This is a genomic window from Methylomicrobium lacus, assembly GCF_041897535.1.
In the GTDB taxonomy this organism is placed as follows: Bacteria; Pseudomonadota; Gammaproteobacteria; order Methylococcales; family Methylomonadaceae; genus Methylomicrobium; species Methylomicrobium lacus_A.
Genome location: NZ_CP169217.1, coordinates 114,569 through 140,910, shown reverse-complemented (window position 1 = coordinate 140,910; position 26,342 = coordinate 114,569). Strand labels below are relative to the sequence as shown.

General features: G+C 57.1%; 20 protein-coding genes. 12 read left to right on the top strand and 8 right to left on the bottom strand.

All coding sequences use genetic code 11. The features are described 5' to 3' along the window. Positions 1-4 precede the first annotated feature (4 nt). From tolA to ACEPPP_RS00485, 8 genes are all read left to right on the top strand, one after another. Positions 5-1,681: a cell envelope integrity protein TolA gene (gene tolA, locus ACEPPP_RS00520; protein WP_374089114.1), complete on the top strand. Its 1,677-nt coding sequence runs from the start codon at positions 5-7 to the stop codon at positions 1,679-1,681. Positions 1,682-1,946: 265 nt separating this feature from the next. After that, positions 1,947-3,152: a Tol-Pal system beta propeller repeat protein TolB gene (tolB, locus tag ACEPPP_RS00515; RefSeq protein ID WP_374090958.1), complete on the top strand. Its 1,206-nt coding sequence runs from the start codon at positions 1,947-1,949 to the stop codon at positions 3,150-3,152. Between the two features lie 108 nt (positions 3,153-3,260). Next, positions 3,261-3,836 (top strand): peptidoglycan-associated lipoprotein Pal, encoded by a 576-nt coding sequence (gene pal, locus ACEPPP_RS00510; protein ID WP_374089113.1) that lies wholly within the window; start codon positions 3,261-3,263, stop codon positions 3,834-3,836. Further along, positions 3,837-4,727 (top strand): tol-pal system protein YbgF, encoded by an 891-nt coding sequence (ybgF, locus tag ACEPPP_RS00505; protein WP_374089112.1) that lies wholly within the window; start codon positions 3,837-3,839, stop codon positions 4,725-4,727. Then, positions 4,724-5,365 carry a 7-carboxy-7-deazaguanine synthase QueE gene (gene queE / locus ACEPPP_RS00500; protein ID WP_374089111.1) on the top strand — a complete coding sequence of 214 codons (642 nt, stop codon included), beginning with the start codon at positions 4,724-4,726 and terminating at the stop codon, positions 5,363-5,365. Before ybgF ends, queE begins: the two co-directional genes overlap by 4 nt. 6 nt (positions 5,366-5,371) lie before the next feature. Then, positions 5,372-6,043: a 7-cyano-7-deazaguanine synthase QueC gene (gene queC, locus ACEPPP_RS00495; RefSeq protein ID WP_374089110.1), complete on the top strand. Its 672-nt coding sequence runs from the start codon at positions 5,372-5,374 to the stop codon at positions 6,041-6,043. 183 nt (positions 6,044-6,226) lie between these two features. Beyond that, on the top strand, positions 6,227-7,234 hold the full coding sequence (locus tag ACEPPP_RS00490; RefSeq protein ID WP_374089109.1) for an ornithine cyclodeaminase: 1,008 nt from the start codon (positions 6,227-6,229) through the stop codon (positions 7,232-7,234). 20 nt (positions 7,235-7,254) lie between these two features. Continuing rightward, the gene (locus ACEPPP_RS00485; RefSeq protein WP_374089108.1) at positions 7,255-8,232 is read left to right on the top strand and encodes a DUF3616 domain-containing protein; all 978 of its coding nucleotides are present in this window, start codon (positions 7,255-7,257) and stop codon (positions 8,230-8,232) included. An 11-nt stretch (positions 8,233-8,243) separates the two neighbouring features. Here ACEPPP_RS00485 and ACEPPP_RS00480 read toward each other — a convergent pair whose 3' ends face one another. From ACEPPP_RS00480 to ACEPPP_RS00445, 8 genes are all read right to left on the bottom strand, one after another. Next, on the bottom strand, positions 8,244-8,963 hold the full coding sequence (locus ACEPPP_RS00480) for a YcbK family protein (RefSeq protein WP_374089107.1): 720 nt from the start codon (positions 8,961-8,963) through the stop codon (positions 8,244-8,246). A 111-nt stretch (positions 8,964-9,074) separates the two neighbouring features. Next, positions 9,075-10,454: an L-serine ammonia-lyase gene (locus tag ACEPPP_RS00475; protein WP_374089106.1), complete on the bottom strand. Its 1,380-nt coding sequence runs from the start codon at positions 10,452-10,454 to the stop codon at positions 9,075-9,077. 152 nt (positions 10,455-10,606) lie between these two features. Beyond that, entirely contained in the window at positions 10,607-11,302 is a 696-nt protein-coding gene (locus ACEPPP_RS00470; RefSeq protein ID WP_374089105.1) for a DUF2959 domain-containing protein, read from the bottom strand. Then, positions 11,295-11,846 carry a uridylate kinase gene (locus ACEPPP_RS00465; protein WP_374089104.1) on the bottom strand — a complete coding sequence of 184 codons (552 nt, stop codon included), beginning with the start codon at positions 11,844-11,846 and terminating at the stop codon, positions 11,295-11,297. The genes ACEPPP_RS00470 and ACEPPP_RS00465 overlap by 8 nt, the downstream gene beginning before the upstream one ends. After that, positions 11,843-13,222 carry an aminodeoxychorismate synthase component I gene (pabB, locus tag ACEPPP_RS00460; protein ID WP_374089103.1) on the bottom strand — a complete coding sequence of 460 codons (1,380 nt, stop codon included), beginning with the start codon at positions 13,220-13,222 and terminating at the stop codon, positions 11,843-11,845. Before pabB ends, ACEPPP_RS00465 begins: the two co-directional genes overlap by 4 nt. A gap of 278 nt (positions 13,223-13,500) precedes the next feature. Then, the gene (locus ACEPPP_RS00455; RefSeq protein ID WP_374089102.1) at positions 13,501-14,907 is read right to left on the bottom strand and encodes a C13 family peptidase; all 1,407 of its coding nucleotides are present in this window, start codon (positions 14,905-14,907) and stop codon (positions 13,501-13,503) included. A 234-nt stretch (positions 14,908-15,141) separates the two neighbouring features. Further along, positions 15,142-18,318, bottom strand: coding sequence for a tetratricopeptide repeat protein (locus tag ACEPPP_RS00450; protein ID WP_374089101.1), 3,177 nt, complete (start codon positions 18,316-18,318; stop codon positions 15,142-15,144). Continuing rightward, complete coding sequence (locus tag ACEPPP_RS00445) at positions 18,311-19,504, bottom strand: hypothetical protein (protein WP_374089100.1); 1,194 nt, start codon at positions 19,502-19,504, stop codon at positions 18,311-18,313. Before ACEPPP_RS00445 ends, ACEPPP_RS00450 begins: the two co-directional genes overlap by 8 nt. 246 nt (positions 19,505-19,750) lie before the next feature. Here ACEPPP_RS00445 and pepN point away from each other — a divergent pair, with 246 nt between their 5' ends. From pepN to ppk1, 4 genes are all read left to right on the top strand, one after another. Beyond that, positions 19,751-22,399: an aminopeptidase N gene (gene pepN, locus ACEPPP_RS00440; protein WP_374089099.1), complete on the top strand. Its 2,649-nt coding sequence runs from the start codon at positions 19,751-19,753 to the stop codon at positions 22,397-22,399. Between the two features lie 98 nt (positions 22,400-22,497). Continuing rightward, complete coding sequence (locus ACEPPP_RS00435) at positions 22,498-23,460, top strand: 1-aminocyclopropane-1-carboxylate deaminase/D-cysteine desulfhydrase (RefSeq protein ID WP_374089098.1); 963 nt, start codon at positions 22,498-22,500, stop codon at positions 23,458-23,460. Positions 23,461-23,533: 73 nt separating this feature from the next. Next, a complete protein-coding gene (locus ACEPPP_RS00430) occupies positions 23,534-24,193 on the top strand; it encodes a trans-aconitate 2-methyltransferase (RefSeq protein WP_374089097.1) in 660 nt (219 codons plus the stop codon). Between the two features lie 24 nt (positions 24,194-24,217). Continuing rightward, positions 24,218-26,308: a polyphosphate kinase 1 gene (ppk1, locus tag ACEPPP_RS00425; RefSeq protein ID WP_374089096.1), complete on the top strand. Its 2,091-nt coding sequence runs from the start codon at positions 24,218-24,220 to the stop codon at positions 26,306-26,308. Positions 26,309-26,342 lie beyond the last annotated feature (34 nt).

Genomic DNA, 26,342 nt, shown 5'->3' with positions numbered 1-26,342 from the left:
CGGGATGGACAGAAAAAAATATTCATGGCCGTTCGTACTGGCCCTGACGTTGCATCTTTCGATCGTGCTGTTGTTCATCCTCAGCACGCTGTTCAAAAAGTCGGACAATGCGGCGCCGCCTGCCCCCGAAATCATCCAGGCCACGATAGTCGAGCAACCGGCCGAACATCCTGCCAGCGAGGCAAAAGCCGAACCGGTATCCGAACCTGCGCCGGAGCCGCCGGTCGAGCCGGCCAGCGACGTGCAGAAACAGGCAGCCGCGATAGCCCAGGCGCAAGCCGCGAAGGCCAAGGCCGCTGCGGAAAAGGCGGCGGCGGAAAAGGCGGCGGCGGAAAAGGCGGCGGCAGAAAAGGCGGCGGCGGAAAAAGCCGTTGAAGAAAAGAAGGCTCAGGAAAAAGCGGCCGCGATCAAGGCGCAAAAATTGGCCGAGGAAAAAGCCAAAGCCGCAGCGGAAGAGGCGGCGCTGAAAGCCAAAAAGCTTGCCGCCGAAAAAGCGGAAGCCGCCGCCAAAGCCCAGGCCGATGCCGAAAAAGCGGCCGAAGCCAAGGCGCAAAAGCTCGCGGCCGAAAAAGCCGAAGCCGCCGCCAAGGCGAAAAAACTCGCCGCAGAGAAGGCCGAAGCCGCACAGAAAGCGAAGGCCGAAGCCGAAAAAGCCGCGGCCGAGAAAGCGCAAAAATTGGCCGCCGAAAAAGCCGAAGCCGCCGCCGCGAAAGCCAAGGCGGAAGCCGAGAAACTGGCTGACCTGAAAGCGAAAAGACTCGCGGCGGAAAAAGCCGAGCAAGAGAAAGCCGCGGCGGCGAAGGCCGAGGCCGAAAAGGCGGCGGCCGAGAAAGCCAAAAAATTAGCCGCTGAAAAAGCCGCCGAAGAAAAAGCCCAAAAACTCGCCGCGGAAAAAGCCGAAAAGGCAAAAGAAGCCGCGGCCGAGAAGGCCGCTACGGAAAAAGCCAACAAGCTGGCTGCGGAAAAAGCGGCCAAGGCGAAGGCCGAAGCCGAAGCAAAAGCCAAAAAACTGGCGGCCGAAAAGGCCGCCAAGGCGGAAGCCGCCGCAAAAGCTAAAGCAGAAGCCGATGCGAAAGCGAAGGCCGAGGCAAAAGCCGAAGCGGAAAAGGTGGCGGCGGAGAAAGCCAAAAAATTAGCCGCCGAAAAAGCCGCCAAGGCGAAAGCGGAGGCCGATGCGAAAGCCAAGGCGGAAGCCGCCGCAAAGGCCAAGGCGGAAGCCGAAGCGAAAGCGAAGGCCGAGGCGGAAAGAGCCGCCGCCGCCAAGGCTAAGGCGGAAGCCGAGGCTAAAGCGAAGGCCGAAGCTGCACGCGCGGCTGCCGAAGCGCAAGCCAAGGCCGCAGCCGCTGAAAAAGCGGCTCAGGAAGCGAAAGCCAAAGCCGCCGCCTCGCAGGATGCGGTCAATGCTGCGATCAAAGCGATTCGGCTGAAGGTCAACCGCAGCTGGATACGCCCAATGTCGATGCAACCCGGCTTGAAATGCCGAATCCGGGTCAGGCTGATGTCCGACGGCACAGTAATCGATGCGGAAGTCATCGCCTCCAGCGGCGATGAAATTTTTGACCGTTCGGCCGAAAATGCGGTCAATAAGGCATCGCCATTGCCGGTGCCGCAGGATAAGGACGTTTTCGCGAAATCCTTCCGGTCGTTTACGTTTACTTTCGACCCGGACCGCGGCGCTTAGTGATAGCCTGGAAAACTCCGGCAAGGTACGCGCCGCGTACCCTGTCTAGTGCAATGAAAACGAATGATCGTTCCCACGCTCTGCGTGGCAACGCAATTCGAACCGCTCTGCGGTTCGGGACGCAGAGCGTCCTTATCCCGGTTCCCACGCAGAGCGTGGGAACCATAAGAGAAGTTGTTTTTTAGAGGTCTTGCGCGTGAAGAGAATAAAGAAAATCATCATCATCGGTCTATTAGGTCTGTTTGCGCCATTGCTGCGCGCGGAAATGGATATCGAGATCACCGAAGGGATCGAGAGCGCTCTGCCGATTGCGATCGTGCCGTTCGCCCAGCAAGGCGGTCCGGTCAGCATCAGCAGCGTCGTCAGCCATGATTTGGGCGGCAGCGGCTATTTCAGACCGATGAGCGAACAATCCATGCCGAGCCGGCCGACCTCTCCCGAGGCGATCCAGTTCGGCGAATGGAAATCGGTCGGCCAGAATTACATCGTGATCGGCCAGGCGGTGCCGGCCGGCGGCCAGTACAATGTGCAATTCCAGTTGTTCGACGTGAATAGCGGCAGTCAGCTGCTCGGCTACCGGATGGCGTCGACCGCGCAGGATCTGCGCCGCACCGCGCATCACATCAGCGATCTGATCTTTGAAAAGCTGATCGGCAAAAAAGGCGTATTCAGCGGCCGTATCGCCTACATCACCAGCAGCGGCCAGGGCGCCTCGGCGACGCACCGCCTGCAGGTCGCCGATGCGGACGGCTTCAATCCGCAAACGATCGCGACCTCGTCGGAACCCTTGATGTCGCCGTCCTGGTCGCCGGACGGCCGCAGAATGGCCTATGTGTCGTTCGAAAGAAAAACCGCCGCGATCTATGTGCAAACGCTCGCGACCGGCCAGCGGGTCAAGGTCGCCGAATTCCCCGGCATCAACGGCGCGCCGTCCTGGTCTCCCGACGGCAGCAAGCTCGCGCTGACCCTGTCGAAGGACGGCAGCCCCGATATTTATGTGCTGAGTCTGGTCAACAATTCCCTGCGCAAGATCACGAACAGTTCCGCGATCGATACCGAACCGACCTGGTCGCCCGACGGCGGCACCATCGTGTTCACCTCGGACCGGGGCGGCAAACCGCAGCTGTATCGGGTTTCGAGCCAGGGCGGCGGCGAAAAGCGGATTACTTTCTCCGGCAGCTACAATGCGCGTGCCAGCTTCTCTCCGGACGGCAAGAATATCGCGATGGTGCACGGCAACGGCAATGACTACCGGATCGCGGTGATGGATGTCGGCAGCGGAGCGATCAACGTCCTGACCAGCGGCCCGACCGACGAATCGCCCAGTTTCGCGCCGAACGGCGACATGATCTTGTATGCCTCGCAACGCGGCAGCGGCGGCTTCTTGGCGGCCGTCTCGCTCGACGGCAAGATGCAGCAAAAACTGGTCTTCGACAGCAACGCGGTGCGCGAGCCGTCCTGGGCGCCTTAAAACCCTCGACCGGCCATCCGGAGGCAGGGCTAACATAAATGCCCTGCCCGATTGGCACAAACCCTTTTTTTTTGTAGAATTATTACCTTATTTTTCTGGACCTTAACGATGAAACTGAACAAAACACTCTTAGCTTTGGCGATAAGCGCCATGTTTTTGACCGCTTGCAGCGATGACGAAGCCGATCAGGCCTTGACCGATGGCTCGCAAATGGGCGCCAGCGGCATCAACGATGCATCGACCGGCGGCCTGAATAACGGCGCAGGTCTCGGCGGTTCGCAATTCGGTGCGGGCGGTGCTGGAAATTATCCCAATAGCCGCTTGGGGCCCGAGTTTTCCGATCCGAACAACCCGCTGTCCAAATCAACGATCTATTTCATGCTCGACAGCAGCCAGATCCAACCGGATTTTGAACCGGTCATCGCCGCGCACGCCCGTTATCTGGCGAGCCATCCCGGCCAACGCCTTGCCCTGGAAGGCCATGCCGACGAACGCGGCTCGCGCGAATACAACATCGCATTGGGCGAAAACCGCTCCAAATCGGTCGCGAACCTGATGCGGGCGCAAGGCGCCTCCGATGGCCAATTCGACATCGTCAGCTATGGTGAAGAGAAACCGGCCGCCTTCGGCAGCGACGAGTCTGCGTGGGAACTTAACCGCCGCGTCGAACTGGTTTATAAGTAAATGAACATACGTCCCTTGCTGCTGTCGGCGCTGGTCGGCAGCCTCTCTGTAAACGCCTGGGCGTTGGCTCCCGTGGTCAACGATCCCGGCAATCCGGCAGGGGTTCCGATCCCGCAGGCGGCTGCATCCAGCAAGACCCTTTACGAGCTGATGAGCCGCATCGACCAACTGCAAAGCGAAGTGCGCGAACTGACCGGCAAGGTCGAGGAACAGGCCTATCAAAACGCCGAACTGAAAAAACGGCTGAGCACGATGTATTCGGATTTTGACGAGCGCGTGCAAAATCTCGAAAGCAAGGCTTCGGGCGGCAGTCCGGAGGCAGCCCCAGCCGGCGATGCCGCGCCGCCTGCCGATCTGGACAACTTGCAGCCTTCGGGCGATGCGCAACCGGCAGAGCCGAATCAGGGCGCCACGGAACCGCCTGCCGATGCAGGTCAGGCGGCTGAGCCGGCGCCTGCCAGCAGCCCGGCGGCCGCCGTTCCACCGCCTCCGAGCGAGCCCGCCGCCGCGGTTTCGGAAGATCAGGAATACAAACAGGCTTACGACGACCTCAGAAACGGCCGCACGGCGCAGTCGATCGAGGAATTCAAGGCCTATTTGAGCCGCAACCCTTCCGGCCCTCTGTCCGGCAATGCGCAATACTGGCTCGGCGAAGCCTATCGGGTCAATCAGGATTTCAGCTCTGCCCGCGCGGCCTTCACCAAGGTGCTGGACAGTTATGCCGGCAGCCCGAAGGTGCCTGATGCGTTGTTGAAACTCGGTTATCTCGAAATCGACCTGAACAACAAGGCGAAAGCCCGCGAGTATCTGACTCGGGTTTCGAACGATTATCCGAACACGAACGCGGCGCGTTTGGCGGCCAAGAAACTGCAATCGATCCAAGGCCAGTGAGTTCTCTTCGCATCACCGAGATTTTCTATTCGCTGCAAGGCGAATCGAACACGGTCGGCTTGCCGACCGTCTTTATTCGCCTGACCGGCTGTCCGCTGCGCTGCGTTTATTGCGATACCGAATACGCCTTCACCGGCGGTAAAAAAATCGCGATCGACGAGATCCTCGCCGAGGTCGACGCCTACGGCACGCCCTATGTGACCGTCACCGGCGGCGAGCCTTTGGCGCAGCCGGGCTGTCTGGAATTGATGACCCGCCTGCTCGACAAAGGCTACACCGTCTCGCTCGAAACCAGCGGCGCGCTCGACATTTCGAAGGTCGATCCGCGCGTGATCAAGGTGATGGACCTCAAAACGCCAAGCTCCGGCGAACTGGGCCGGAATCTTTATCAAAACATCGGTTTCCTGGATCGCAAGGATCAGATCAAATTCGTGATCGGCAACGAAGAAGATTACGCCTGGTCGAAGGCCGCGCTGAACGAATATCACTTGCCGGAACGTTGCCAGATACTGTTCTCGCCGGTGATGGGCCAGCAAGATCCTACCGACCTGGCCGATAAAATTCTCGCCGACCGGCTGCCGGTCCGCTTTCAGGTTCAACTTCACAAACTGCTGTGGGCCGATGCCCGCGGCAAATGATCCCGCATGCAAAAAAAAGCGATTATCCTGCTCTCGGGCGGGCTTGATTCGATTACCGCATTGGCGCTGGCCCAAAGTCGGGGCTATCTTTGCCACGCGCTCAGCTTCGACTACGGACAGCGGCATAACGCGGAATTGAACGCCGCGCGGCGCATCGCCGAACGCTATCGGGTCGCCGATCATAAGATCATCCCGTTGGGACTCGGCGCTATCGGCGGCTCCGCATTGACCGACGATCACATTCCGGTGCCGATGACGCCGCAAGACGGCATACCGACCACCTATGTGCCGGCGCGCAACACGATCTTTCTGGCGTTTGCGCTGGGTTGGGCGGAAGTGCTGAATGCCCGCGACATTTTCATCGGCGTGAACGCGGTCGATTATTCCGGCTACCCGGATTGCCGGCCCGAGTTCATCGCAGCCTTTCAAAAACTGGCGGACCTTGCGACCAAGGCCGGCGTCGAGGGCGATCATTTTACGATCCACACGCCGCTGATTGCCCTGAGCAAGGCCGACATCATCAAAACCGGCCTGGCCTTGGGGGTCGATTACAGTCAGACCGTGTCCTGCTACGCCGCCGACCCGGACGGCCGCGCCTGCGGCCTCTGCGATGCCTGTCGGCTGCGCAAAAACGGTTTTGCGGCCGCGGGCATCGCAGATCCTACGCGCTACCGCTAACCCTACCCTCGTCCCCGCGCGTCGCGTTGGGATGCCGCACACACCGCGCCTGCGGTGCGTGAGGCAAAGCGTCCTTCTACTAGCATATGAACCCGCTCGCCTAGAGCCTGTCATAAGGTCAAGACACATGGACTTCGCCAGTCCCTGTCCAGAACAGAGCCAACATTTAGTCAAGGCCTCCCCATGAAAGTCGTCACGGTTCGAGACATGCAAAAGCTGATCGCCACGATCGGCATCGAAGCCTTTTTTGGCCGGCTGATTACTTCTCTCGAACGCGACTTTTCCCGCTGGCCAGACTTTCGCTTATCTCCCCGCCATGCCACGTATTATTCCCATGGCGCGATCGAACTGATGCCCTGCGCCGACGACCGCTACTATGCCTTCAAATATGTGAATGGCTATCCCGGCAATCCGGCCAAAGGCAAATTCAGCGTCGTCGCGACCGGCCAGCTCAGCGATGCCCTGACCGGCTATCCCCTGCTGTTTGCCGAAATGACCCTGCTGACCGCATTCAGGACCGCCGCAACCTGCGCATTGGCGGCAAAATACCTGGCCCGTAAAAACTCCGAAACGCTCGCGATCATCGGCACCGGCGCGCAGGCGGAATTTCAGGTTCTGGGCTTCAAGCGCCTGTTTCCGCTCAAGGAAATCCGCTTTTATGACAAAGACCCGCTGGCGATGATCAAATTCGCGCATAATCTAAAGACCTGTAATTTTACGCTGACTCCTTGCGACACGATTCAGGAAGCGGTCCGGCAAGCCGATATCGTGATTACCGCGACCGCCGCCTACGGCCGGCATCGATTATTCGATTTGCAGGACATCGCGCCCGGAACCCATATCAACGCGATCGGCTGCGATTGCCCCGGCAAAACCGAACTGCCCCCGGAACTGCTCGATGCTGCAAAGATCGTTGTCGAATACCTGCCGCAATCGCTGATCGAAGGCGAAGTGCAGCAATGCGGCGCCATCCGCATCCATGCCGAGTTATGGGAACTTACGACCGGGAGTAAACAGGGGAGGGAAAGCGGTGCTGAAATCACCCTATTCGATTCGGTCGGCTTTGCGCTGGAAGATTATTCGGCGCTCCGCCTGCTCTATCAACTGGCTTTGGAGCATGCCTTGGGCCAGGATCTGGACCTGTTGCCGGAGCCTGCCGACCCGAAGGATTTGTTCGGGCTGTTAACCTAAAATCAGGAGTCGTGGCGCAGATGAAAAGAATCAGATTCAGTGTTGATAAAGAACTCATACATCAGGGAATCTGCGATGCCTCAGCGGCGATTGCCCTTGATGAACGGCATTTTGTTGTGGCCAATGACGAAGACAATATCCTAAAAGTCTATCGCTCCGACGAGTCGGGAGGGCCAATTCCCGGAATTTCCGGGAAGGATATTAACGACTACTTTGACAATAACCCTAAAAAGAGGGAAGTCGATATCGAAGGCGCTGTTCAACTTGGCGAAATACTCTACTGGATCACCTCGCATGGAAGAAATAAAGACGGTGAATCCAAGCCGGAACGGCATCAATTTTTTGCCAATAAACTAGTGACAGACGATGGCGAGAAGCGCTTCAAACAAGTCGGGCATGCCTATACTCAACTGTTTGAGGACTTGCTGAAGGATGAGCGGTTAAAGCCTTATCAACTTGAAGCCGCGGAAAAACTGCCGCCTAAAGCCAAAGGCGGGTTAAACATCGAAGGGTTAGCCGTAACGCCCCATCATGAGCTGCTGATCGGTTTCCGCAATCCCATTCCTGGCGGCAAAGCCTTGCTTTTGCCTCTAACAAATCCGCAAGCATTGCTTGAGAAAAAACAGGCCCATGCCATTTTTGGCGCGCCTATCGAACTGGACTTGAATGGCCTCGGGATCCGAAGCATTGAATATTGGGCGGAAAAAAAGCGATTTATCCTCATCGCAGGCGCTTATGACGGCAGCGATCAATTTTCTCTCTACCAATGGTCGGGGCAAGAAAAGGAAAACCCCGAGCGGATTGAAGTCACGGGGTTGCCCGATCATTTTCGTCCGGAAAGCGTTTTATTTTATCCGCATCGGGATAATCGGCTACACCTTCTCAGCGATGACGGTTCGATCGAGAGAATTGAAGGCACGCCTTGCAAGGACATTGAAGATAAGGATCATCCCCAGAAATATTTTAGGAGCGTCTGGATTAGCCCTGATGAAGCATAGTCTTCCTTTATCTACCAGGTTCTAAACTCACCCGTATCCAAATGGACAAAATTATCCCGAGGATAATAACCCACGCCGCCTTGAGCCAGCGTCAGCGCCGCGTTTCTGATCGTTTTGGAGGACACGCCTTCAAGCCTGATGTCAATCGCTCGGCCTTGCATGTGAAAACTGTGATCTGCAACCCCGTGGCTATGTCTGCGTAACTGGGCGTTGGTGAGCGGAGAACGATAACCGGAGATGATATGAAAAGGTTTATTCACGCCCAGGGTTTGCTTCAGCACAAACAACTGATCCAGTAACGCGGTATCAATGGGATGCACATCATCGGTGCGGAAGTCGCGGAGCAAGTAATTGATTTCTTGCAGCGCTTCCGTAATATACCGGCCCCGTTCGAAATAGGTTAATTTTAATTTATCGCCGGTATGCGTATGTTCGAAGGCGAGAGTTTTGTGTTCGGCCGCATGCAGATAGTAAGGTTCCGGGGTATTCTGCATAAAACGCGTCTGCACATGACGCTCAAGGGCGCGGATAGGTTTTGCATGTGAATGCCCATGGCTATGGCCGTGCCTGTGCCGATGCGGATGGATCACATGCCGAACCGCCGCCGTGGCAACCTCGGATCCGCCCAATGCCAGCAAAGATCCAAAAGCCAGCTTCTTCAGAAACTTACGTCTTGAAGCAATAGCGCCATCTTCGTCAATATTCGTGTTTTCTAAGGGTTGCTCGCTCATATTTTTAATTCAGGTAACGCTTATTTTCAATTGTCCACTACAGACATTAATCAAATCTTAATTATACACTTAATTGATTAGGCTGCTCTTGCACCGATTGAAAATCGACTTTCAACACTCGATCAAATTCACCGCGAGCCCCCCGCGCGAGGTTTCCTTGTATTTGGTTTTCATATCCGCACCGGTTTCGCGCATCGTCTTGATCACCTTGTCCAGCGACACGAAATGCGTACCGTCGCCGCGCAGAGCAATCCTGGCAGCGTTAATCGCTTTGACTGCGCCCATCGCATTGCGTTCAATGCAGGGCACCTGCACCAAACCGCCGACCGGATCGCAGGTCAGGCCCAGATTATGCTCCATGCCGATTTCGGCCGCGTTTTCGACCTGCTCCGGCGTGCCGCCCAACACTTCCGCCAAGGCGCCGGCCGCCATCGAGCAGGCGACGCCGACCTCGCCCTGGCAGCCGACTTCGGCCCCGGACAGCGACGCATTCTCCTTGTATAAAATCGCGATCGCGGCCGCGGTCAGCAAAAAGCGGATCACGCCGTCTTCATTCGCGCCTTCGCAAAACCGCCAGTAATAATGCAGCACCGCCGGAATGATGCCCGCCGCGCCGTTGGTCGGCGCGGTCACGACGCGGCCGCCGGCGGCGTTTTCCTCGCTGACCGCCAGCGCGAACAGGTTAACCCAGTCCAGCGTCCCGACCGGCACGCCCGGCGTCTGCCGGGGTATCTCGCCGATCAATTGCCGATACAGGTTCGCGGCCCGGCGCTTCACCTTCATGCCGCCCGGCAGGACGCCTTCTTCGCGCATGCCGCGTTCGACGCAGGCCTGCATCACCCGCCAGATGTTCAAGAGGTTTTGACGAATTTGATCCTCGCCCAGCCAAACCCTTTCGTTGCTGAGCATCAACGCGCTGATCGGCTTGTCATGCGCCGCGCACAGCTTCAACAGTTCGGCGCCGGTTGTGAACGGATACGGCAGACGGGTGTCGTCATGACTCAGTTTGTCGGCCGCCGCGGCCGCGCCGGTCACCACGAAACCGCCGCCGACCGAGTAATAATCGGTTTGCAGCAGTTCGGCTCCGGTATCGTCGAACACGGTAAAGCGCATGCCGTTCGAATGATAAGGCAGAACCTTGCGGTGAAACAGCAAATCGGCCTTCTCGTCGAAACGGATCGGATAGCGCCGCAACAGTTGAATGGCTCCGGCCGCCCGGATAGCCTCCAGCCGAGCCGGAATGATCGCGGTATCGATCAAATCCGGCGCCTCGCCTTCAAGCCCGAGCAGCACCGCCTTGTCGGTGCCGTGTCCCTTGCCGGTCGCGCCGAGGGAGCCGAACAACTCGACCTGGAGCCTATCCACCTCGCCGATGATACCCTGCTGCTCCAGCTTGCCCGCAAACATCATCGCCGCCCGCATCGGCCCCACCGTATGCGAACTGGAAGGGCCGATGCCGATCTTAAAAATATCGAAGACGCTGATAGCCATGACTGCCCCCTGGATGAGGTAAAGGAAAAGGGATTCGATAAACGGAAGTGCGAAGCGCTACAGAGATTTCAGCAATGATGATGCCAATGACGCCGCTTCGGCTCCGCTCAGCTAACGGCAAGAACGAAGGAGAAAGCCTTCCGTCATCAAACTTAAGGACTCGGCAACGCCTTCCGGTCGGACAATACCGCCACGAAACTGCTGGCCTCGGCGATCGTTTTTTCCATCGCCTGGATCAATTGCGCGATGTCGATGCCGATTTCGATGAACTCGTGTTGCAGCGCGGCGATCGCCTGCGCGTTCAGATTGTGCTTCAGATACAGCACCTGGTCCTTGAAGGCGGACAACACCGGCTGGATCTTCGCTTCGGCCATGCGCAGCGCCTTGATCAGCCGGGCGTAATTCTGCCGGGCCAGCTTGAGCTGCTGCTTGCTGTGATTTTTCAAGGCGCGGTTGCTGTATTCGTCCAATTCCTTTTCCCATTCTGCAAACAGCGCCTCGCTGACTTCCTCGATCGCCCGAATCCGCACGCTGACCGCTTCGGACTTCGACTTGCAGAACTGGTATTTGCGGTTCAACTGATGGTAGCGGTGTTCGAGCGCCGAATCGTTCACATTGACCAGCATCTTGAAGCGCTGCAAGGCATCCTCGAATTCGTTGCGCGTTTCCTGCAGGTTCACGCAGGCCTGTTCGACCTGATGCACCACGATAGCGCGTTTGTGATCGCCGCCGATCGTTTCCCTGGCGTTGTAATAGACCGATTTGATTTGTTTGACGAATAAGCGCCGGATAAACGTCAAGGCATAAGCCACCAGATCGCCTTCCGCGGGTTTGTTTGGTTCAGCCATTCAATGTGTGTTGATTGATGAGGGTAATTTTAAAAAGCGCGTCCGCCGCGTAATCCCAAAACGCCTTGTCGACTATCTGCCGCGCGGCCAGCTCCTCCAGGCTTTCGCTCCCTTCGATCGCGGCCGATTTTACCAGGATTAATTCCTCCGCCGAAAGCTGCTCGGCGAGCCAGGTCGCGAGACTGTCCGAGGTGATGTCCCAGCTGGCCGGAATCCCGGCCTGGTCGAGTTCGTCCGGGTCCGGCGACCAGATCCGGGCTGCCGGCTGGTCTTTGAGATCGGCGACGCGTGGAACGACAGGCCAATGCGGCTTCAAGCCGTTGAACAATAGCGCCATCTGCTGCATCGCCAGGAGCGCCATCCGGTGCGCGGTCACGTCGTCGAACCGCCATTGCTGCTGCGCGCTGCGGACCTGATCCGCAAACAGGCCGCCGCCCGGCACCACCACGACCGCCCTGCCCCCGAATTTCCGGTCTATCGCATCGAGACAATCGGCCAAGGTGCCGGCCGCCGCGAGACTGCCGCCGAGCTTGATGACGATCATCGCGTATCCGAAAACTGCCTGAGCAGGTCGAGCAAGGCCGCCGCCTTGTCGAAGCATTCCTGATATTCCTCTTCGGCGACCGAATCGTTGACGATGCCGCCGCCGGCCCAGAAGCGAATCTCGCCGTCCGAATGCACCAGAGTGCGGATCGCGATATTGCTGTCCATGTTGCCGTCGAAACCGATATAGCCGATCGATCCGCAATAGACGCCGCGCCGGCAGGGTTCGAGTTCCTCGATGATTTCCATCGCGCGGATTTTCGGCGCGCCGGTGATCGAGCCGCCCGGAAAACAATGTTTCAACAGGTCGAGCGCATGCTTGCCGTCCGCGAGCAAGCCGGTGACCGTGGTGACCAGATGATGCACGGTCGCATAGGTCTCGACCGCGAAAATCTTCGGCACCCTGACCGATCCCTGCTTGCAGGTCTTGCCGATGTCGTTGCGCAACAGATCGACGATCATCAGATTTTCGGCGCGGTCCTTCGGACTGTTTTGCAGTATCTCGATCTGCCGCCGGTCTTCGTTTTCATCCGCCTTGCGCGGCCGCGTGCCTTTGATTGGTTTGGTGGTTACCTTGCCGTTTATCAAACGTAAAAAGCATTCGGGCGAGGAACTCAGCACCTGCACGTCGGGCAGATTCAGATAGGCGCTGAACGGTGCGGCATTCAATTCGCGCAATTTACGATAAGCCGTCCACGGATCGCCCGCGCACAGCGCCGAAAACCGTTGCGACAGATTGACCTGATAACAATCGCCTTCGGTCAGATAATGCTTGATCCGATCGAAAGCCCGGAAATAACCGGGCTTGTCCATGTTGGCCTTGATCTCGCCGAGCACCCGGAACGGGGCCGCCGAGCGGTCATCCGGCAAGCGGCTGAACTGATCGATCAGTTTCTGCCAGTATTCCGGGTCGCGCGCGATGCCGGCCAGATAACTTTTTTGCTCGCGATGATCGACGACGACGGCCCATTCGTAAATACCGACCGCCATTTCCGGAATCCGCTCCAGATCGGCGGCGATGCTGTCGAGGCGTTCGATCCGTCTCGACAGATCGTAGGCGAAATAGCCGATCGCGCCGCCTTTAAACGGTAATTCATTCTTCGTCTGCCGGATTTTGCCCACCTCATGCTTGACCAAATCGAAGGGGTCGGCTGCCGATGACACGGTGTGACCGTCGCGGGTAATTTCGGTGATTCCTCCCCGTGTGACCAAGGTGCACACCGGATCGGCCGCGAGTATATCGTAACGGTCTAAAGTGCAAGCCGGATAGCCGCTGTCCAAAAAAACCGCCCAGGGCTTTCCTGCGATCGACGAAAACAACGCGGCGCTATCCGCGAAATAAGGCAAGGAAACCTTGTGCAAATTAGCTTGAGGCATTGAGGCGACTGGCTCGGTTAAGACTAAAAACGGACTTAGCCGGTATCGGCCGCATTATGCGGCATAACGCCGGGTTTGATGAATATTTGTAATCTGAAGGCATCGATAGTTCAGTGCTTCCTGCAACGCATCCGCAAGTTTCGGAATCAGGCGTGGCGGCAATGAGGCTTGGATTGGCGGAAAAGCGCAAGCGGTATGATGAAAGCGGATAATCGCGTGTCGTGAATGGCGGCTATTGTAACATTGTTTGGCACAATGCTCGACGCCAGTTCGTACATTCAGCACGCCTTCGCCTTGCCCCGCTCGGCCCCGCATTGCAGCTGTGTTAGCGATTTTTCGAGGACGGCAAGATGCGGCGCTATCGAGGGGCCGACCGACAATTGGGGCTTGGACGCTTCCAGTTGCTCCCGCTGCTCGCGCTTGGCGATCGAAACCGCGGCGTCCTTGAACGCCGAAATCAACGAAAACCGATTCTGCAACTGCTCTTTGAACACCGCTTCGCCGAAATAGGTGAAATCCGATTCGGAACCGCAGCCGAACGAGGTGCGGTCGGCGGCCGCGGCGGTCGCGACCAGCGTGTTCGGCCCTTTCAGCGCATCGACAAAGCCGCCGGAATAACAGGCCGACACCACGATCACCCGCCATTTGATGCCGGCCTGGTCGAGCATCGCCTTCAAGCGCTCGGGGGTCAGATCGTGCAACGGCAACGGCCAGAATTCGACCGCGAGCGTATGATCGCTGCCGCCGTGACTGGTCAGATACAGGAACAGCACGTCTTCATCCCGGTTCATGATTCTGCCGATCCCTTTCAAGGCCACTTCAAGATTGGTCGCGGTCGCGAGCGGCGTATCATCGAGCGTATCGAGATGATTGACCAGGTTGACCGAATGCCCGGAGGTGCCGAAGCGCCCGTCGAACAAGCGTTTGATATAGTCCGCTTCAATCGCGAACACGTCTTCGGTCGCGAAACCGGCAAAACCGACATAAAACAAATCGACGTGCTTTTTGCGCTCAGGGCGCAAGCGGTTTAGCGTGTCGTCGAGCAGGACCGGCTGCCGGTACAACAGCGCTTCAGCATCCAGCGCCTTGTACTTTGCATAAGGGTCGCCGTCTTGTGCTTCCTGTTCTTCGGGGGGATACCAAAAATCGCGGTAATCGGCAAACCACCATTCGCCGGGGCCGGCTGACAACAGCACCAGCGCAACACTGATCACGGTGGCGGGCAGCCGGCCGCAAACCATAAACAACGCGCGGCCGAGCAGAATCACAGCATAAACGCCAGTCAGGTATCCGAGCCACAGTCCAATATCCGGCCATTCGGCAAACTCATATTGATTGATATAACGCGACACCGTTTGCAGCAGAATAAACACTGGCGCCAGGCTGCAAATCACGGTGGCGCTCTGCAACACCGCGTTCTCGCGTCGTATGATCTTCGCGGCCAGATAGATCGCGATCAATAAACAGGCCAGATCGAAGGTGTAGACCGGCAACGCATAGAGTTGAAATTCCGGCTTCGGCCAATTCAGCAAATAGCCGGAACCGATTTCGAGCAGCAGATCGAACAGTAACAGAAGCAAAAACTGGTCACGGTTGTAAATGAACCGTTCCAGGCTGCATGGGCGGAAAAACGTCAGGTGCAAGCCGTTCTGCAGGTTGGTCGATAAATTGAATAATGCGTTCATTCGGAAAAGGTGCGAAACAAGCGCTGGAGAAGGTGGGGAGGTCCGATATTTTACCCGTTCCAGCCCTTGACAATCGCTTTTTTCTCAGCCAAAAGCCTGCCGACGGCGGCGCCCCGAATTGCCCCTAAGCCCTTAGCAGGACGGGATATTTATCCCGTCCGAATCGTTTTGCGTTACCGAATACCGCAACAACACACCCAAAAGCGTCGAGACGAGAGGAGAGGCTCGTCGCCTTCAGCGATTCCGATACGCGCGAATATCGGCCAACACCTCGGCAGCCATATTCTTGATTTCGGCCGCCGCACCCTCCAAGGCATCGGGCTCGCCGTCCGCTGCCCGCAAGGCTAAAATCATCGGCTGCATAAAATCGGCATGGCGCGACACCGCCATCAATTCGCTGAGGGCCCTGCCCAGACCGATCGCACCGGCTTCGCAGGCTTGTTCGCGCAGTTTATACAAAGCCCATTTATCGGCTTTGCCTGCCGCCTCCGCGAGACGGTCCAATGCCAAGCCGGCCGCATCGAAATTATGTAGCCATAAATGGGCTTGCAGCAACAATTCCTGGCAATCGATACCTTCTTCATTGAGTGCCGCTTGTGCTGCGGCTAATTGCGCAGCTTGCCGGAACAACTCGTTCGCCCGCTGCGTTTGTCCGAGCTGCGCCGCCAAGCGGGCGCGATTGGCGCAAGGATAAGGATCTTGCGGCTCCAATTCCTGTGCCTTTTGGTACGCATGATCGGCTTCCGGATAGCGATTCAGATGATCTTGCAATAAGTTGCCCAAACCATTCCAAGGAATGGCACCTTTCGGATCGAGCGCAATCGCTTGACGATACGCATCTTCGGCTTCCGGATAGCGATTCAAATGATCTTTCAATAAGTTGCCCAAACCATTCCAAGGCCATGCATACTTCGGATCGAGCGCAATCGCTTGACGATACGCTTCTTCGGCTTCCGGATAGCGATTCAGGCAATATTGCAACAAGTTGCCCAAACCATTCCAAGGAGATGCATCCTTCGGATCGAGCGCAATCGCTTGACGATACGCTTCTTCGGCTTCCGGATAGCGGTTCAGGTGATCTTGCAACAAGTTGCCCAAACCATTCCACGGGCGTACGTACTTCGGATCGAGCGCAATCGCTTGACGATACGCGTCTTCGGCCTCCAGATAGCGGTTCAGATAATTTTTTAATAAGTTGCCCAGGTTATTCCAAGGAATGGCATCCTTCGGATCGAGCGCAATCGCTTGGCGATACACTTCTTCGGCTTCCGGATAGCGGTTCAGGTGATTTTGCAACAAGTTGCCCAGGTTATTCCAGGGCACCGCATCCTTCGGATCGAGCGCAATCGCTTGACGATACGCGTCTTCGGCTTCCGGATAGCGGTTCAGGTAATATTGCAACAAGTTGCCCAGGTTATTCCAGGCCCAGTCCGCTTTTGGATCAAGCTCTATTATCCTTCGATAGATTTTTTCCAACCAAAGATCCTGATACCTGGCTCTGAGCAATTCAGAGCACCACCCTACAATATGAGCACTATCCCCAAATTCGGCGATGATCTGCCGGTAGGCTAATCCCGCATCCGGGCAATCCGGAAAAAAATTGCCCTGGACCACGGCAGTCAGCACACGTTCGGCATTCTCTTTTCCTAGTGCATCATGAATCGCCTCTACCTCATCGTAAAGAATCTTAAGTAACTCTTCGTACTGATCGACCTTTAACGATTCGGCCATCGTGGCTATCTGCTCTTTTTGCGCCAGATTGAGCCGGGTGCTTTGCTTGATTGCCAAAATCCATGCATTTTTTCTCTCCCCGTCCTGAGCAAAAGGGCAACGCGCCAATGGTTCATCCAAAGCCTCGAATCGTTGCAGATAATCCTCGGCGGTTTTGAAGTGACGGTCGTCGCCGTCCAGGTCGAACAAGCCCGGCACGATGCTGTTCAGCGCTTGCTTTTGTTCCGCAGCCAACTTGTGCGCCAAAGCATATACGCTGTGTTCGAGCTGGTATCTCTCACGGCAGTCGGCCGGCAAGGCCGCGGCATACGCGATGGAGAGCTCCAGATGCGGGCCATCCCGCAAGACGCCGCGGCCATGCGCTTCGGCCCTCCCCAAGGCCATGCCGCGCAATTCGTCGGCGCTGTACCAAAGGCGCATGAACTCGATCAGCCAGGTCAATTTCTGGCGCACCCAACGCGAGGTATAGCGCATCAAATACCAGATGTTGAATAGGCGCTCGCTGGCCTGATAGCCGCTGCGCCGTGTGCCCGGAAGTTTGACTTTTTCGATCAAACCTTCTTGTTCCAGGCGTTTGATCTGTCCGCTCAAGGTCGTATTCGGAATGCCCGACAACCTGGCCAGATCGCCCAAGGTAATCGGCTCCCACTGTTCCATCACGTGCGCGAAAATCTTGCGCGGCTGTTCGGCCAGATTTTCCATGCGCGCTTTGTACAAGGGGGTCATGCTGTCGAGCAAGGCTTTCAGGTCCGCGTGGGTGTCATTCTGGCCGCTCGCGGCAAACAGATCGTACAAGATTACCGTAGTTCTCGGGTTGCCGCCGGTGATCGCTCGCAGCGTTTTCAGGCGTTCGGGGCGGGCGTCGAGGTTTTGCGCCATTTGCGCTGCCGCCGCCTCGCCTTGCAGGCCGCTCATGCCGAAGGTGCGTGCCATCGCCAGCATGGCGTTGCGCATGTCGTCCAGCGTCAAAGGGCGCAGTTCGATCAGTTCGAAAAAATCGTGAAAGGCGTCGTGATATTGCTGGGTTACTTCCAGGGCTTGATAACTGGAACCGATCCAAAACAATTCCGGACTATGCGTCAGGGCGTTGCGCAAACGCCAAAGCTGCGTGCTGCCGCTCGCCTGCTCCGCTTTCGCTTCGCCGCTGCTCAAGCTGCCGAACAGCTGATCGGTGCTATCGATCAGCAGCAGTAATCGGCGGCCGTCGCGTTTTACCCAATCGAGCAACAGCGCAAGCGCCTCGGCCTCCTGTGCGGCAGGAACCAGCCTTTTGATGCGCGCGACGTCCTGATCGAGCCGGTTCAATTCTGTAGGAGAAGCCCCCTTCCCCTCCAACGTATCGGCCAAAACACCCAATACGTTAAGCCATAAATCGGCCAGTGTCGCAACGGTATATTGCTCTTCCGGCAGCACCAGCGGCAGCCATTGCCGCGACAGTTCGGCATCGTCCGCCACCGCCAGGGCAATCCGGTGCAGCAACGTGCTTTTGCCCATGCCGCGCGCACCGGTAATCAAGAGATGTTGCGGCGCTCGGCCCAGCTCGGTGCCGCGTATGCGTGCGACGATGTCTTCCAGCTCCCGCATACGCGCGACAAAAATGGAACGCAATTCATCGCCGCACCAAAGATGGGGATTGTATTTGACGGTAGCGCCCAGCGCCCTGTTGATCGCATCAACCATAGTTTCGTTTCCAATAGTCGCGCAGGAGGAAAGATAAAAACCGGATGCGTTCGTCCGCCTGGTTCAGATAGCCATCTTCTTCCAGTTTCAACAAGATTCGGTTCAGTTGCGCGCTCCGCCGGTCCGGGTCCGGCTCAAGGCGCTGCAGACGGCTGAGCAATTGATTGCGGGTTAAACCGTGCTCGGATTTAGCCGAGGCGTTCAAAACGGCAAGCGCCAATGCGAAATCAGGCGCCTCCAGATCGCGCTCGAGCCGTTGATACCAATGGATGAAACGGGAACGCGTCGCCAACAGGCGATCATAAGCGTCATCGACGTCCGATATTTGCAATCGATGTAACGACGATCCGCTTTCCAGTTCGCGGTCGCGCGCCGCGCCGATCGACTCGACCAGCAACAGATTCAAATAAAACGGCGAAAGCCATCCGACGCGCCGGCAAAGGTGTTCGAGCACGGGCGTCTCGCCTTCCCAATCTTCCCGCCGCGCTTCTTCCGCGAGCATTTGCAAGGCGGCTTTGAGCCGGAACGGACCCAATCTGAAATCGTAGCAATCGTTGAACCGAGTACCGGCCTTGTAGCGGTCGAGCAGACTGTTAAAACCGATCGAGCCGGAAAACACGAAACGGCAGGCGACGTTCGAATTCATCCGCCAGGCTCTGAGCCAGCCGAGAAATTTTTCCGCGTCGGCGGCATCCTTGGCAATCAATTTTTCCAAGAATACCGAAAACTCGTCGATAAAAATCAACAGCGGCGCTTTAGACAGCCGCTCCTGCAAGCGCACTGCCTGATCAGCCCAACCGGCGTCGGGTTTAGCCTGCATTTCTATCTCGCTGCCTACTCCGCCGGGTAAGTTGAGTTTGACACCCTTGATTCGATCCAACCCCACCGAAATTTTTTGTCCCACCGACTGCAAATAGCCGGTGATCGTTACATCAGGGAAAGCGTGCTCCAGCGCTAAAATGAATCCGCCTGCCGTATCAATGCCTTCAACGTCTACCAATTTCGCCAAGAGCCCTTGTTCCTGCGCTTCCTCGGCCAATCGCTGCAGCAATGACGTTTTGCCTAAGCGCCGAGGACCGCTCAATAAGATATGATTGCCCTCCAGAAGTCGCCAGATTTCCTCGCGTTCCGTAACGCGATCGAAAAAGTCATTTCCTTCCGCCTTATTGCCAACTCGAATTGCCATAAAAACCTCCCGCGTTGATTTTATGAGATCGATTATATATTCATACATGAATATATTCAACATTGAATATATTTCATAATGACCTTATTAGACTACTCAGCATAGATCTGACGATCAATGTCGCTTAAGCAAATCCCGGGAACTGACCATACTCAGCAATCCTGTTCATAGACGCTGAGCAAACAGTTGCGTTTACCGCTGATTCCGTTACACTCACAGTATTTATTCCAAAATGACCGTAAAAGCATGCGTGACGCCAATCCCAGAACCGTTTACCTGAAAGACTACACCGTACCGGACTATCTGATTCAACACGTCGATCTGAACTTTACGCTGGACGAAGAAAACACGCGCGTCGTTTCCCGGCTGACTATGTGCCGGAATCCGGCCAGCCGTTCGAGCGATACGTCCCTGACCCTGGCCGGCGAAAACCTGCAACTGATCCGGGTCGTGTTGAACGAAGACAACGAGCTGGGAGACAAGGATTACCTGCAGACCCCGGATTCGTTGATCATTCATGACGTACCGCAGCAGCGCAGTTTCGTGCTGACGATCGAAAACGGGATCGATCCGAAGGCCAATACCGCGCTCGAAGGCCTGTATCTGTCGAACGGCATGCTGTGCACGCAGTGCGAGGCCGAAGGTTTTAGAAAGATCACTTATTTCCTTGACCGCCCCGATGTGATGGCCGACTTCACGACCACGATCACCGCCGACAGGGACCGCTTTCCGGTATTACTGTCCAACGGCAACAAGGTCGGCCACGGCAACTTGCCGGACAATCGGCATTGGGTGACCTGGAAAGACCCGTTCAAGAAACCCTGCTATTTGTTCGCGCTGGTCGCGGGCCAACTCGAATGCGTCGAGGATTATTTCACGACCGTTTCGGGCCGCGACATCACGCTGCAAATCTTCGTCGAGAAACACGACCTGGACAAATGCGGCCATGCGATGCAGTCGCTCAAGAACGCGATGGCCTGGGACGAACAGGTTTACGGCCGCGAATACGATCTGGACTTGTACATGATCGTCGCGGTCAGCCATTTCAATATGGGCGCGATGGAAAACAAGGGCCTGAACGTGTTCAACACCAAGTTCGTGCTGGCGCGTCCCGATACCGCGACCGATGCCGACTACGAGCACATCGAAGGCGTGATCGGCCATGAATACTTCCACAACTGGACCGGCAATAGGATCACCTGCCGCGACTGGTTCCAGCTCAGCCTGAAGGAAGGTTTCACGGTGTTCCGCGACCAGGAATTCACCGGCGACCGCACATCGAAAGCAGTCAAACGGATAGAGGATGTGAACATGCTGCGCACGCGCCAGTTCGCCGAGGACGCGGGCCCCCTGGCGCATCCTATCCGGCCGGACGCCTATATCGAGATCAACAATTTTTACACGCTGACCGTCTATGAAAAAGGCGCCGAAATCGTGCGCATGCTACATACCTTGCTCGGCGCGGACGGCTTCCGGAAAGGCAGCGATCTGTATTTCGAACGCCATGACGGCCAGGCGGTCACCTGCGACGATTTCGTCAGCGCGATGGAAGCCGCGAACGGCGCCGATTTGAGCCAGTTCCGCCGCTGGTATGCGCAGGCCGGCACGCCGGTTATCAACGTGGCGCAGCATTACGATGCCGCGCAAAAAACGCTGTCGCTGACCTTATCGCAATACTGTCCGCCGACGCCGGGGCAACCGGCCAAGGAGCCTCTCTTGATTCCGATCACGACCGGCCTGATCAACAAGGACGGCTCGCCGGCTCTTTGCCGTTTGCAAGACGGCGAAGCGGCCGAACAGGTCGTTCTGCAATTGACGCAACCGGAACAGACCTTCGTCCTGGCGGACCTCAACGAAGAACCTATCGTCTCGGTACTCCGCGGCTTTTCCGCGCCGGTCAAACTGGCGATGAATCGCCCGCTCGATGAACTGGCGTTTCTGCTGAGCCATGACCCCGACACCTTCAACCGCTGGGATGCCGGCCAGCAGCTGGCGGTGCAGGTGATCTCGGGACTGATCGTCGACTATCAGGACGGTTCGGAACTGGCCGTCAATCCGCTGCTGATCGACGCCTATAAAAAGGTGCTGGCGCACCCGTGGGAGGACTTGTCCTATTTTTCATTGTTGATGACGCTGCCGTCGGAACTCTATCTGACCGAACAAATGCGCGTGGTCGATGTCGAGGCGATTCATTACGCGCGCGAAGCGGTCGCCAAAGCGCTCGCGGAACAGCTGCGCGAACCGCTCGAAGCGCTTTATCTTAAACATCACCGCGACGAATCCGGCCAATTCGATGCCGGCGCGATCGGCCGCCGCCGCATCAAAAACACCTGCCTGGCTTACCTCGCCCGGCTCGATGCGGACTGGGTTCAGCATTGGGCCTTGCAACAATTCAACAGCGCGAAGAACATGACCGACCAGCTCGCCGCGCTGACCGTGATCGTGAACCATCCGCATCCGGCCAGCCAGCAATGCCTGGACAGCTTTTACGAGCAATGGCGGCACGAGGCGCTGGTCATCGACAAATGGTTCACGACCCAGGCGAGCAGCCCGCTGCCGGGCACTTTCGAGAAGGTGCTCGACCTGCTCGACCATCCGGCCTTCGACATCAAGAATCCGAACCGGGTCAGATCCCTGATCGGCGCCTTCTCGCAATCGAATCCGCTGCATTTCCATGCCGCCAGCGGCCAGGGCTATCAATTCCTCGCCGACCGGATTCTGGAACTGAACAGCCTGAACCCGCAGGTCGCCTCGCGCATGGTCGGCGCCTTAACCTCCTGGCGGCGTTATGACGAGAAGCGGCAGGGCTTGATGAAGGCGCAGCTGGAGCGGATCATCTCGACCCCGGCGATTTCGAAGGATGTGTACGAGGTGGCGGTGAAGAGTTTGGCTTGATCAGATAAACCGCTCAGGTCTGGCAACGACGGCATCGTTGCCAGACTCTTCCGCTCCCGACCCAATTTGATCGTCGATCAAACAAAAATCCGCCTGCGATGCCAAGCACCCTACATGCAAAACTTTCGGCCCTTGAACGCGGCTTCAAGACTTCCGCGCTCGAAAAGATCGCCGATCCGCTCCTGCAAAAACGACAAATCGATCTATGGCTGAAACGGGACGATTTGCTGCATCCGGTCATTTCCGGCAACAAATGGCGGAAGCTCAAATTCATCCTGAATCACGCGCTTGAACTGGGCTCGGATACGCTGATCAGCATGGGCGGCTTCTATTCGAATCATTTGCATGCCTTAGCATACGCGGGAAAAGAACTGGGGCTTAAAACGATCGGACTTGTGCGCGGCGAACCGCCGCAGGTCTTAAGCCCTACCTTAGAGGACTGCCGGAACTGGGGCATGGAACTGCGTTTCGTCTCGCGCAGCGATTACCGGCGGCTTCGGCAATACCGTGAATCTTTCGACCTGCCCGGCATCAGCCCAGGGCAATACTGGCTGCCGGAAGGCGGCGCGCAGGCGTTGGCCCTGCAAGGCGTCGCCGAACTGGTCGAAGAAATCGGCATCCCTTTCGATGTGCTGTGCCTGCCCTGCGGCACCGGGACGACGCTGGCAGGCTGCATCGCCGCGCTGGACGGCGCGAAAACGGCGATCGGTTTTGCGGCGCTCAAAAATGCGGATTTTTTGGCGAGCGATGTGGAAAGACTGTTGACTAAATCCTCCCTCACCCCGGCCCTCTCCCGGAGGGAGAGGGGGAAATTTCGCTGTCAATGGCAGATCAATCAGAATTATCATTGCGGCGGCTTCGCGAAAACGACGCCCGAATTGCTCGAATTCATCCGCATTTTTGAATTAACTCAGCAAATCCCGCTCGAACCGGTTTACACGGGAAAAATGCTCTACGGCTTGTTCGACATGATCGCCAAGGGCGAGTTTGCGCCGGGCCAGCGCATCATCGCGGTGCATACCGGCGGCTTGCAGGGCAGGCGCGGATTCAACGCCATCTAAAACTCCATGATGAAATTTTTCGTGCCTTTCGTGCTTTTCGTGGACAATGCGTAAGATCAGTAAATGAGAAGAAATGATGGATAGACAAATGGAGCCCGAATTGATGGACGACCCGGCGCAGGTGAAAGCCTACGCCGAAGCCGATTTCGAGATTCCGCATCAGCAATTCATCGACCGCCTGCGCGAGTTCGTCGCCGAGCCGGGCTTTGCCGGTGCCGCGCTCGATTTGGGCTGCGGGCCGGGCGACATCTGCGTGCGTTTCGCCAAAGCCTTTCCTTTCAGCACGATCGACGCGGTCGACGGCTCCGAGGCGATGATCGAATATGCTGAGACCTTCACCGCTCCGATCAAAGACCGAATCCGCCTGATCCATGGCCGCCTGCCCTTTGTCATATTGCCGCAACAATCTTATGCAATAATATTAAGCAACAGCTTATTGCATCATCTACCCGACCCGCAGGTACTGTGGCGGACGATCAAGAAGACTGCCCGGCCGGGCGCCCGCGTCGCGGTGATGGATTTGCTGCGCCCCGCTTCCCGCAAGACTGCAGAAGCCTTGGTCGAGACTTATGCCAGCCAAGAGGCGGAGCTTTTACGGCGCGATTTTTACCATTCGCTGCTGGCCGCCTTCACGCTCGAAGAAATCGAAGAGCAACTCAAAAAGTCTGAACTACCGTTACACATCGAGCAAATCAGCGACCGTCACGTGTTTATCAAAGGCATTATTCCCTAAAGCGTTAGCCCAGCAAGGACATTCATGGACCCCACCGCCCCTATTCCCGCCATCGACTTACAAAAACCCGAATTTTATATCAACCGCGACGCGAGCCTGCTGGAATTCAATAAACGGGTGCTCGCGCAGGCCCGCAACGAGCACATGCCGCTGCTCGAGCGGCTCAACTATCTGTGCATTTCCTGTTCTAACCTGGACGAATTCTACGAAGTCCGGGTCGCCTCGGTGATTCAGATGGCCGCGATCGACCCGAAGGTGACGGGCTCCGACGGCCTGACGCCAACCGATCAGCTCGAACTGATCTCGGTCAAGGCGCATGAACTGGTTGCCGAACAATACCAGGTGCTGAATGAGATCCTGATCCCGAAGCTCAGGGAGCAAAACATCAATTTCATCCGCCGCAAGGACTGGAGCGAGGCGCAGATCAAATGGCTGCAAACTTATTTCAACGAGGAAGTGCTGCCGATCCTGACGCCGGTCGGACTGGATTCCGCACACCCTTTTCCGCGCATCCTGAACAAGAGCTTGAACTTCATCATCTCGCTGGCCGGCAAGGACGCCTTCGGACGCAACAGCGGCCGCGCGATCCTGCAGGCGCCGCGCGCACTGCCGCGCATCGTGCAGTTGCCGGCGGAGGAAACGCAAAGCGGTCCGCACGATTTCGTGTTCCTGTCCTCGATCATCCACGCCTTCGCCGATCAATTGTTCAACGGCATGAACATCAAGGGCTGTTATCAATTCCGGGTCACCCGCAACAGCGACTTTTTCGTCGATGACGACGCGATCGACGACTTGCTGCTCGCGGTCGAAGGCGAGCTGGCGATGCGCAACTACGGCGACGAAGTCCGTCTCGAAATCGACGCGAACTGCCCGGACGAAACGGTCGCCTTTCTGCTCGCCCGCTTCGACATGACCCGGCAACACCTGTTTCTGGTCGACGGCCCGGTCAACCTGAACCGGATGCAAGAGATCATCCGGCTGGTCGATCGCCCCGATTTGAAGTTTGTGCCGTTCAAGCCCAGTACGCCGGCGCAATTCGCGCGCAACAAGGACATGTTCGCGGCGATCCGCCGCCAGGATGTTTTGCTGCACCATCCGTTCGAATCGTTTGCGCCGGTCGTCGAATTTCTGCGCCAGGCCGCGGCATCGCCGGAGGTATTGGCGATCAAGCAGACCCTGTACCGCACCGGCGCCGATTCGCCGATCGTGAATGCGTTGATCAAGGCGGCCAGGGCCGGCAAGGAAGTTACCGTCGTGATCGAGCTGCGCGCCCGCTTCGACGAGAAGGCCAACATCGACCTGGCCGCGAAGCTGCAGGAGGCCGCAGTGCATGTGGTTTACGGCGTCGTCGGTTACAAGACGCATGCGAAGATGTGCCTGGTGCTGCGCCGCGAAGGCAAGGAACTGATCAATTATGTGCATCTCGGCACCGGCAACTATCACCCGAAGACGAGCCAGCTTTACACCGATTACGGCCTGTTTACCTGCGACAAGGAACTGGGCGAGGATGTCCGCCGCGTCTTTGCCCAGTTGACCAGCCTCGGCAAGGTGACCAAGCTGAACAAACTGCTGCAATCGCCGTTTACGCTGCATAGCGGCCTGATGGAAAAAATCGAGCGCGAGATCAACCATGCCAAAAGCGGCAAGCCGGCGAAAATCGTGTTCAAGGTCAATGCCGTGGTCGAGGAGCAAGCGATTCAGGCCCTGTACCGCGCCTCCCAGGCCGGCGTCGAGGTCAAACTGATCGTGCGCGGCATTTGCTGCCTGCGTCCCGGCGTGCCCGGCGCCTCGGAAAACATCGAAGTGCGTTCGATCATCGGCCGCTTCCTCGAACATGAACGCCTCTATATCTTTTATAATGACGGCAATCAGGAAATTTATGCATCGAGCGCCGATTTGATGAACCGGAACATGTTCCGCCGCGTGGAAGTGTTTTTCCCGATCGGCAATAAGAAACTGCAAAACCGCATCCTGCGCGAGATGGATTTGTACCTGCATGACAATACGCAAGCCTGGCTCTTGCAGCCGGACGGTCATTATCAGCGTATCAAACGCACCGAAGACCAGGACCCGGTGCAGGCGCAGACCCAGTTGTTGCTGGAGTTGCAGGGCTGATAATCTGACCTATTTTGAATTTTCCGGAACCATG

Coding starts and splice junctions, on each gene's coding strand:
- tolA (WP_374089114.1), top strand. CDS start 5: ATGGACAGAAAAAAATATTCATGGCCGTTCGTACTGGCCCTGACGTTG.
- tolB (WP_374090958.1), top strand. CDS start 1,947: ATGGATATCGAGATCACCGAAGGGATCGAGAGCGCTCTGCCGATTGCG.
- pal (WP_374089113.1), top strand. CDS start 3,261: ATGAAACTGAACAAAACACTCTTAGCTTTGGCGATAAGCGCCATGTTT.
- ybgF (WP_374089112.1), top strand. CDS start 3,837: ATGAACATACGTCCCTTGCTGCTGTCGGCGCTGGTCGGCAGCCTCTCT.
- queC (WP_374089110.1), top strand. CDS start 5,372: ATGCAAAAAAAAGCGATTATCCTGCTCTCGGGCGGGCTTGATTCGATT.
- ACEPPP_RS00490 (WP_374089109.1), top strand. CDS start 6,227: ATGAAAGTCGTCACGGTTCGAGACATGCAAAAGCTGATCGCCACGATC.
- ACEPPP_RS00485 (WP_374089108.1), top strand. CDS start 7,255: ATGAAAAGAATCAGATTCAGTGTTGATAAAGAACTCATACATCAGGGA.
- ACEPPP_RS00480 (WP_374089107.1), bottom strand. CDS start 8,963: ATGAGCGAGCAACCCTTAGAAAACACGAATATTGACGAAGATGGCGCT.
- ACEPPP_RS00475 (WP_374089106.1), bottom strand. CDS start 10,454: ATGGCTATCAGCGTCTTCGATATTTTTAAGATCGGCATCGGCCCTTCC.
- ACEPPP_RS00470 (WP_374089105.1), bottom strand. CDS start 11,302: ATGGCTGAACCAAACAAACCCGCGGAAGGCGATCTGGTGGCTTATGCC.
- ACEPPP_RS00465 (WP_374089104.1), bottom strand. CDS start 11,846: ATGATCGTCATCAAGCTCGGCGGCAGTCTCGCGGCGGCCGGCACCTTG.
- pabB (WP_374089103.1), bottom strand. CDS start 13,222: ATGCCTCAAGCTAATTTGCACAAGGTTTCCTTGCCTTATTTCGCGGAT.
- ACEPPP_RS00455 (WP_374089102.1), bottom strand. CDS start 14,907: ATGAACGCATTATTCAATTTATCGACCAACCTGCAGAACGGCTTGCAC.
- ACEPPP_RS00450 (WP_374089101.1), bottom strand. CDS start 18,318: ATGGTTGATGCGATCAACAGGGCGCTGGGCGCTACCGTCAAATACAAT.
- ACEPPP_RS00445 (WP_374089100.1), bottom strand. CDS start 19,504: ATGGCAATTCGAGTTGGCAATAAGGCGGAAGGAAATGACTTTTTCGAT.
- pepN (WP_374089099.1), top strand. CDS start 19,751: ATGCGTGACGCCAATCCCAGAACCGTTTACCTGAAAGACTACACCGTA.
- ACEPPP_RS00435 (WP_374089098.1), top strand. CDS start 22,498: ATGCCAAGCACCCTACATGCAAAACTTTCGGCCCTTGAACGCGGCTTC.
- ACEPPP_RS00430 (WP_374089097.1), top strand. CDS start 23,534: ATGATGGATAGACAAATGGAGCCCGAATTGATGGACGACCCGGCGCAG.
- ppk1 (WP_374089096.1), top strand. CDS start 24,218: ATGGACCCCACCGCCCCTATTCCCGCCATCGACTTACAAAAACCCGAA.